Below are 8,096 nucleotides of genomic sequence, written 5' to 3'. Positions count from 1 at the left end.
CGCCATCCGGCGGTGTCGGCCTGCGCGGTCGCGGCGCATGGCTCGGTCGAGCACGGGTACCGGCTCGCCGGCTATCTGGTCGCCGCCGGTCCGCCGCCGGACTACGCGCAGGTGCGGGAGTTCCTGGCTCGCGCGCTGCCCGAACACTTCATCCCGGCGACCATCGCGGTGCTGCCGGAGCTGCCGCTCACCGCGACCGGCAAGGTTGACCGGGCCGCGCTGCCCGAACCAGTTGCGGCTTCGGCCGAGCCCGGCCTCCTGGCCCCGCGCACGCCCACCGAGCAGCTGGTGGCCGGTATCTGGGCCGACGTGCTCGGCCTGCCGCAGGTGGGTGTGCAGGACAACTTCTTCCACCTCGGTGGTGACTCGCTGACCGCGGTTCGGGTCGCCGGTCGGGTGTTCGAGGTGTTCGGTCCGGTGTCGCCGTACCTGATCTTCCAGGCGCCGACGCTGGGCGAATTCACCGGAGCGCTGCACAGCCAACTCAGCGGCGGGAACACCGACGAAGGCCCGGTCCGTCGGTCGGCCATCAGCGCGCCGCTGTCGCCGTTCCAGCGCGGCCTGTGGCTGCTGGATTGCTGGCAGCCCGACACCTCGACTTACAACGTGCCCTGGCTGTTCCAGTTCAGTGGGGCGATCGACTCCGACCTGCTCGAGCAGGCGCTGCGGCTGGTCGTCGAGCGGCACGAGGCGCTGCGCACCACCTTCGAGATCGTGAATACGCTGCCTCGCCAAGTCATTGCCGAGCGCGTGGCCCTCGCGCTGCCGGTCCATGACCTGACCGGGCTGCCGGCCGCTGAGCAGCAGACGCGGCGGGTGGAACTGATCCGGGCAGTAACCCAGCGGCCGTTCGACCTTGCCGCCGGACCGCTGCTGCGGGCGGAGCTGATCCGGACCGACGCGGAGAGCGCCACCCTGCTCCTGGTGTTGCACCACATCGTCTGGGACGAGGGCTCACTGGCCGTGCTCGACCGCGAGCTGCGAGAGTGCTACCAGGCGCTGGCCGCCGGCCGCGCGCCCCGGCTGCCGGAGCTGGCGGTGCAGTACGCCGACTACGCCGCCTGGCTGGTCGAGCGCGGCCTGGCGGACGGTCAACTGGACTACTGGCTCGAGCAGCTGCGCGACGTGTCCCCCCGGCCGGTGCTGGCGACCGACCGGCCGCGGTCGGCCGAACCGACGCAGCGCGGCGGGTATGCGCGATTCGCCTTCGAACCCCTGGTGGCCGAGGCGGTAAGGGAATTCGCCCGGTCCAGCGATGCGACGCCGTTCATGGTGCTGCTGGCCGGCCTAGCGCTGGCGATGCATCGACGCGAGGGCGCCGACGACCTGGTGATCGGCAGCCCGGTCAGCGTGCGGGACCGCCCGGAGCTGGACGCCCTGATCGGCTACTTCATCAACGTGTTGCCCCTGCGCGTGCGGATCGACCCGGACGCCTCCCTGCGCGATCTGCTCGACTCGGTGCGCGGCGTCGCGCTCGGCGGGTACCAGCACCAGCAGGTGCCGCTGGAGGAGATCACCGGCAGCGTGCTGGCCGAACGCTCGGCCGAGCGGCATCAGCTGTTCCAGGTGGTCTTCGAGATGCACACCGCCGACCCCCGGCCGGCGCCGGTGGCCGGTGCCCGCCTGCTCCGGCAACTGCACGTCAACGAGCTCTCCCGCTTCGACCTGTCCTGGTCGGTGGAGGACGACGGAACCGGCTTCACCGGCCGAATCGAGTATGACGCCGACTTGTTCGACGAGTCGACCGCCGTCGAACTCAACGCGGAGTGGCTGGCCGCGGTGACCGCGCTGGTAACCGACCCGGAGCAGCCGGTGCGCGGCCGGGTGCCTGCCACCATCCCGGGCGCCGCCACGCCGGCAACCGAACTCGACCAGCCGGTGCACGCGCTGTTCGAGCGGCAGGCCGAACTGCGGCCGGACTCGCCCGCGCTGATCACCGACGACGGCGGGCACTACGAGGTGAGCTACGCCGAGTTGAACGTCCGGGCCAACCGGCTCGCCCGTCGGTTGGCAGAGCAGGGCATCGGCGCCGGTGATGTGGTCGGCATCGAAGTTCCGCGCGGTGTGGACCTGATCGTGGGCCTGCTCGGCGCGCTGAAGTCCGGTGCCGGCTACACGCTGCTCGACCCGGAGTTACCCGAGCAGCGACGGCTGGCCGCGGTCGCCGACGCCGGCGTCCGGCTGGTGCTGACCGGCCGGCTGATCGCCGAGGCGTCCGCGGCCGGGGACGGCAGCGACCTGCGGCTGCCGGTGCCGGTGGACGCCGTTGCTTGCGTAATGTTCACCTCCGGTTCGACCGGCCGCCCTAAGGGCGTGCTGGCGACCCACCGTGCGCTGGCTGCCACCTACCTCGGCCAGGATTACGCGGACTTCGGGCCGGACGAGGTGTGGTTGCAGTGCTCGCCGGTCTCCTGGGACGCCTTCGGGCTGGAGTTGTACGGCGCGCTGCTGTTCGGCGGCGCCTGCGTGGTGCAGGCCGGGCAACGTCCGGAGCCGCAGATCATGGCGCGGTTGACCGCTCGGTATCACGTGACGCACCTGCAGTTGTCGGCAAGCCTGTTCAACCTGCTGGTGGACGAGTTCGACCCGATCTTCGCCGGCCTGAAGGTGGTCTTCACCGGCGGCGAGCGGGCCTCGGTGACGCACGTCGCCCGGCTGCGCGAACGCCACCCGCAGCTGCGGATCAGCAACGGGTACGGCCCGGTGGAGAGCATGGGCTTCACCACCCACCACCCGGTCACCGCCGCCGATCTGACCGCCGCCGCCATCCCGATCGGCTCGGCGGTGGCGAACAAGCGCGTGTACGTGTTGGACGATCGGTTCGGCCCGGCCGCCACGGGGGAGATCTTCGTCGCCGGGAACGGTCTGGCGCTGGGTTACGTCGGTCAGGCGGGGCTGACCGCCGAGCGCTTCGTGCCCGATCCGCTCGGGCCACCCGGCACCCGGATGTATCGCACCTCCGATCTCGGCGGTTGGAACCCGGACGGAACACTGACCATCGCCGGCCGGGTGGATGACCAAGTGAAGATCCGCGGCTTCCGGGTGGAACCGGCCGAGGTCGCCGCCGTGCTGGGTCGGCACCCGGCGGTGATCGACTGCGCGGTCGTGGTTCGCGAGCCGGTGCCGGACCAGCCGCAGTTGGCCGCGTACCTGACCAGCCATGCCGATCCGGCGCCGAGCTACGAGCAGGTGTGTGACTACCTGGCCGCGCTGCTACCGGACTACATGATCCCGAACAGTGTCACGGTGCTGGCCGAGATACCTTTGACCGCGAACGGCAAACTCGATCGGGCTGCGCTGCCGGCACCGGCTCGACCGAGCCCGGCCGGCGCCGCCGACTCCCTGGACACCGAGGCGGAGCGGCTGATCGCCGAGGTGTGGGCCCAGGTGCTCGGAGTCGCCCCGACGGGCGCGCAGGACAACTTCTTCCGGCTCGGCGGCAATTCCCTGGCCGCCGTCCGGGTCGCCCTGCTGCTGTCCCAGCGGACCGGCCGGCGGATCGCGCCGCAGCTGGTCTTCGCCACCCGAACCGTCAGCGCGCTGGCCCGCAGGCTGCCCGCGCTCGTCCCCGATCGACAGGAGCAGCCGTGACCAGACGTACCGCACCGGTGTCGGGGCTGCAGCGCGGCCTGTGGTTTCTGGACCGCTGGGACCCCGGGTCTCTCGCCTACACGGTTCCCTGGGTGTTCCGTTTCGACGGCCCGGTCGACGCCGACGTGCTGGAGCGCGCGCTGCTGGCGATCGTGCGGCGACATGAAGCCCTGCGCACCACGTTCGGCCTCGGTCCGGACGGACCGGTGCAGGCCGTGCATGCCGAGGCTCGAATCCGACTGGAGCGGGTCAGCGCCGAGAGCGAGGCCGACGTGGCCGCGGTACTGGCCGAGCGGGCCGGCGCCGGCTTCGACCTGGCCGCCGGACCGCTGCTGCGCCCGGTGCTGGTGGGTGACCGGACCCTGCTGATCGTGGTGCACCACATCATCTGGGACGGCTGGTCGGCGGACGTGTTCGAGCGTGAGCTGGCTGAGCTCTACACCGCCGAGACGGCGGGCCGGCAGCCGCAGCTGCCCGACCTCACCACCCAGTACGCCGATTACGCACTCGAGCGGCTGGCCGAGAAGCATGAGCCGCAACTGGCCTACTGGCGCGAGCAGTTGGCCGGCGCGCCCGACCGGTTGCTGCTGCCGACGGACCGGCCGCGACCGGCGGCGCAATCCTTCGCGGGCAACACCCGGGACTTCGGACTGCCGGCCGGCACCCAGGCCCGGGTCCAGCAGCTGGCCAGCGCCCACGACGCCACCCCGTTCATCGTGCAACTGGCTGCGTTCGCCGCCCTGCTCAACCGCTACACCGGCACCGCGGACCTGGTGATCGGCACCCCGGTCACCACCCGCGACACCCCGGCACTGGCCGACCTCGTCGGCTACTTCGTGAACATCCTGCCGATCCGGGTGCGGATGGACCGCTCCGCGACCTTCCGGCAGCTGGTGGAGGCGGTTCGCGACTCGGCCTTCGACGCCTACGGCTGCCTGGACGTGCCGTTCGACGAGCTGGTCGACGACCTGGCACTCGAGCGGTCGGCGCAGCATGCCCCGCTCGTCCAGGTCGTCTTCGGCGCGCACGCCGAGAGTGCCGCCCCGCTGCGGTTCGGCCCGTTGACCGCGACCCGGCGGGTCAGCCACAACGGGACCAGCAAGTTCGACCTGACCTGGTCGACCTTCGACGACGGCGAGCTGCGCGGCGAGGTCGAGTACCGCAGCGAGCTGTTCGACCCGGCCACCATCGACCGGCTGACCGCTGACTGGGCCGGCCTGCTCACCGCCGCGCTGCTCGACCCGGACCGGCCGCTGTGGCAGCTGCCGCTCACCTCCACCGAGCGCCTGATCTCCCGTGTGCCTAAGGCAGAACTCGAACCGGCCACCCGGTCGGCTGCCCGATGCCTGCACCAGGCATTCGAGGACGCCGCGGACCGGTTCGCCGAGCGGCCCGCAGTGAGCTTCGCCGGCCGAACGCTGTCCTACGCCGAATTGGATCGGCAGGCCAACCAGCTCGCGCACGCGCTCATCGATGCCGGAGTCAGGCACGGTGACCGAGTCGGCCTGCTGCTCGATCGCACCGACGCGGTGGTGGTCTCGATCCTGGCCGTCCTCAAGACCGGCGCAGCCTACGTCCCGGTGGATCCGGCCGCGCCGGGGGGCCGGGCGGCATTCGTGTTCGGCGACACCGGCGTTCGGCTGGTGGTCACCGACCAGGTGACCGGGCCAGGTTGGCCCGGACTACACCTCACCGAGCAGGCCGACCTGATCGCCGCCATGCCCGACACCCGGCCGACGGTCCCGGTTCGGCCGCACGACCTGGCCTATCTGATCTTCACGTCCGGCTCGACCGGCAGGCCCAAGGGCGTCGCCGTCGCCCACGAGCACGTCGGGCGGCTGATGGCCTCCGGCCGGGCGCACTTCGCCTTCGCCGAGACCGATACCTGGACGCTGTTTCACTCCTACGCCTTCGACTGGACGGTCTGGGAGTTGTGGGGCGCCCTGCACTCCGGTGCCCGGCTCGTCGTGGTGCCGTATCTGGTCAGCCGCTCGCCGGAAACCTTCGTGAACTTGCTTGCCGAGGAAGCAGTGAGCTGTCTAGGCCTGACCCCGTCCGCGCTGCGACAGCTGGAAGCCACCCTGCGCTCGGTCCGCCGTCCGCTGCCCGCGCTGCGTTGGGTGATGCTCGGCGGCGAGGCGCTGGACCCCGGCGTGGTGGCCCGGTGGTTCCAACTGGAGCCGCGACCGCCGGCGACCCTGTGCAACCTCTACGGCATCACCGAGACCACGGTGCACGTCACCACGCATGACGTGACCGACGCGGGAAGCTTCGAACGAAGCCTGATCGGCACGCCCCTGCCGCACCTGACCGCGGCGGTGCTGGACGACTGGTTGCAGCCGTGCCCGGTGGGCGTGACCGGTCAGCTCTACATCGGCGGCGGTGCGCTCGCCGACGGCTACTGGGGACGCTCCGGCCTGACCGCGCAGCGGTTCCTGCCGGATCCATCGGTGCCCGGCGGCCGGCTGTACCGCACCGGCGACCTGGCTCGGCGACTGGCCGGAGGCGGGCTGGAATACCTCGGCCGTTGCGACGACCAGGTGAAGATCCGCGGCTTCCGGATCGAGCTGGGCGAGATCGAGCACGCACTGGCCGGACATCCCGCGGTGGACAGCGCCGTGGTCACCGTGCACGAGCCGCAGCCGGGGGACCGGCGGCTGGCCGGTTACGTCACGGTCTCAGGCTCGGCGCCGGACTATGCGGAACTGCGCGGCTGGCTGGCCGGGTCGCTGCCCGAGCACATGATCCCTGCGACGGTGACGGTGCTGGACCGATTGCCGATGACCGTTAACGGCAAGGTGGACCGAGCGGCGCTGCCGGCCCCGGCGGCCGGTTCGGTCAGCTCGGCGTCGGCCCATGTCGGCCCGCGTAACACCCGGGAGCGGTTGCTCACCGACAGCTGGGCCGACGTCCTCGACGTGCCCGACATCGGGGTGCACGACAACTTCTTCCACCTCGGTGGGGACTCCATCCGCGCGGTGCACCTGGCCGGCCGGCTGCGCGAGCAGGGCTGGACGGTGACCCTGCCGGAGTTGTTCGCCGCGCCGACGCCGGCTTCGCTGGCGCCGTTGCTGCGTCCATTCGACGGTCCGGTGCGGCTGGCGCCGTTCTCCGGCCTGCCGGAGGACGACCGGAAAGAGCTGCCGGCCGACGCGGTGGATGCCTATCCGATGGCCGCCATGCAGACCGGGATGATCTTCCACATGGAGCTGTCCGGCGACGCCGGCGGCTATCACAACGTCAACAGCTACCGGGTGGCCGGTCGGCTGCACGAGTGGGCGCTGCGAGCAGCAACAGCCGACGTGATCGCGCGGCACCCGGTGTTGCGCACCAGCCTGGACGTGATCAGCTACCGCCAGCCGCTGCAGATCGTGCACGCCGAGGCACCGTCGCCGGTGACCGTCACCGACCTGAGCGGGCTGACCGAGTCGCGTCAACGAGCCGAGATCACCGCGGTGTTCGACGAGCTGTGCGCCACCCGGTTCGATCTGGGCGCGCCCCCGCTGTTCCGGTTGGTCGCCCAGCGGCTGGCCGCCGGCGCTTTCCAGCTCACCATTGCAGAGCACCACGCGATCCTGGACGGCTGGAGCTTCACCTCGCTGCTCACCGAGATCCTGGAGCGGCACGCCACCCTGATCGCCGACCCGGCCACCCCGCGGGTGCCACCACCGGCCTCGACGTTCCGGGACTTCGTGGCCGCGGAGCAGGCGGCGGCGTCCTCGGCCGACAGCGTGGCGTTCTGGAGGGAGCGGCTCACCGGTGCCAGCGGCGCACTCTGGTCCGGCTCGCCCGATTCGGTGACGGCCACCGCCGAGATCCCGCGCACCGTCGAGCGGGTGCTGCCGGACGCACCGGTCCAGCTGCGGCTGATCGCCGAGGCAGCCGGCGTTCCGATCAAGGCGGTCGGGCTTGCCGCGCACATCCTGGCGCTGCACCGGGTCACGGGTCGGGACCGGATCACCACCGGCCTGTCGGTGAACGGCCGGCTTGAGGAGCGCAGCGGCACAGAGGCGTACGGGCTGTTCCTCAACACCGTGCCGCTGGTGGTGGAACCAGCCGGCCTGACCGGGCTGGATCTGGTCCGCCACGTGCACCAGGCCGAGGTCGAGCTTCTGCCGCACCGGCGGGTTCCGTTCGCCCAGCTGGCCCGGTTCATGACCGGCACCCGGTTGGAGACCTGCTTCGCGTTCCTGCGATTCCACGCCCTGGGCCGGTTGGCAGGCTCGGACACCCGGCTCGTGGACGACGAGCGGATCGGCTGCGAGCCGACGCTGCGGTACGAGCCGACAAACTTCAGCCTGGGCGTGGCGCTGGTGCAGGACCCGGCGTCCGAACGCCTGCTGCTGGCGGTGGACCACCTGCCGTCGGTGGTGCCGGAGGAGACCGCCGAGCAGTACGTGGCCGGCTATCTGGAAGCGCTGGCGGGGCTGGCCGCCGCGTGCGGCGACCGGATGCCCGAAACCGTCGGCTGAGACCGAACCCCAATCCGACCGACCTGGTCACAA

The 8,096-nt window shown here is 71.4% G+C and carries 2 protein-coding genes; both read left to right on the top strand.

Annotated elements, in window-relative coordinates; all coding sequences use genetic code 11:
* On the top strand, window positions 1-3,591 hold a 3,591-nt coding region (locus tag VF542_RS06035; protein WP_408650794.1), incomplete at its 5' end, for an amino acid adenylation domain-containing protein.
* Window positions 3,588-8,063, top strand: a complete 4,476-nt coding sequence (locus VF542_RS06030; RefSeq protein ID WP_408650793.1) for an amino acid adenylation domain-containing protein — start codon at window positions 3,588-3,590, stop codon at window positions 8,061-8,063. The genes VF542_RS06035 and VF542_RS06030, both read left to right, overlap by 4 nt.
* Window positions 8,064-8,096: the final 33 nt, after the last annotated feature.

It is taken from the genome of Jatrophihabitans sp. (assembly GCF_036389215.1).
In the GTDB taxonomy this organism is placed as follows: domain Bacteria; phylum Actinomycetota; class Actinomycetes; order Mycobacteriales; family Jatrophihabitantaceae; genus Jatrophihabitans_A.
The sequence above is the reverse complement of the archived record's forward strand: the minus strand, read 5'-3'. Positions and strand labels throughout refer to the sequence as shown.